We start from the raw sequence: 838 nt of genomic DNA on the forward strand, positions 1-838 counted from the left end.
GCTAAATTCGCCGTTGAAGGTGATTTACGTCGTGAAGTATCTATGAGCATCAAGCGTCTAATGGACCTTGGTTGTTACCGTGGACTTCGTCATCGTCGCAGCTTGCCTGTACGTGGACAGCGTTCTAAAACGAATGCTCGTACCCGTAAAGGTCCGCGCAAAGCAATTAAGAAATAGGGTAAGAGATCATGGCTAAAACACCAACTCGTGCTCGCAAGCGCGTTAAAAAGCAAGTTGCTGATGGTATGGCTCACATCCATGCTTCTTTCAACAACACAATCGTAACTATTACAGACCGTCAAGGTAATGCTCTTTCTTGGGCTACTGCAGGTGGTTCTGGTTTCCGTGGTTCTCGTAAATCTACTCCGTTTGCTGCACAGGTTGCTGCTGAACGTGCTGCTGAAGCAGCAAAAGAGTATGGCCTTAAAAACGTAGAAGTTTTTGTAAATGGACCAGGACCTGGTCGTGAATCTTCGATTCGCGCACTAAACGCGGCGGGTTTCCGTGTGACTAATATTACTGACGTTACACCGATCCCACATAATGGTTGTCGTCCACCAAAGAAACGTCGCGTTTAATCGCAACTTTCTAAGGTAATTGGAGAAAGAACAATGGCAAGATATTTAGGTCCTAAGCTTAAGCTTAGCCGTCGTGAAGGTACTGATTTATTCTTAAAATCAGGCGTCCGTCCGATCGAATCTAAGTGTAAAATTGATAACGCACCAGGTGTACATGGTGCGCGTAAACCTCGTCTATCAGACTACGGTTTACAATTACGTGAAAAGCAAAAAGTACGTCGTATGTACGGTGTATTAGAAAAGCAATTCCGTAACTACTA

The 838-nt window shown here is 44.7% G+C and carries 2 protein-coding genes and 1 pseudogene; all 3 read left to right on the forward strand.

What is annotated here, in order from left to right; all coding sequences use genetic code 11:
- On the forward strand, window positions 1–177 hold a 177-nt coding region (gene rpsM, locus SP041_RS20725), incomplete at its 5' end, for a 30S ribosomal protein S13 (protein ID WP_137298017.1).
- 11 nt (window positions 178–188) lie between these two features.
- On the forward strand, window positions 189–578 hold the full coding sequence (gene rpsK, locus SP041_RS20730; RefSeq protein WP_019613697.1) for a 30S ribosomal protein S11: 390 nt from the start codon (window positions 189–191) through the stop codon (window positions 576–578).
- Between the two features lie 33 nt (window positions 579–611).
- A pseudogene (rpsD, locus tag SP041_RS20735) lies at window positions 612–838 on the forward strand (30S ribosomal protein S4); the annotation flags it as partial.

This window comes from Psychromonas sp. SP041 (assembly GCF_000470315.2).
Taxonomy (GTDB): domain Bacteria; phylum Pseudomonadota; class Gammaproteobacteria; order Enterobacterales; family Psychromonadaceae; genus Psychromonas.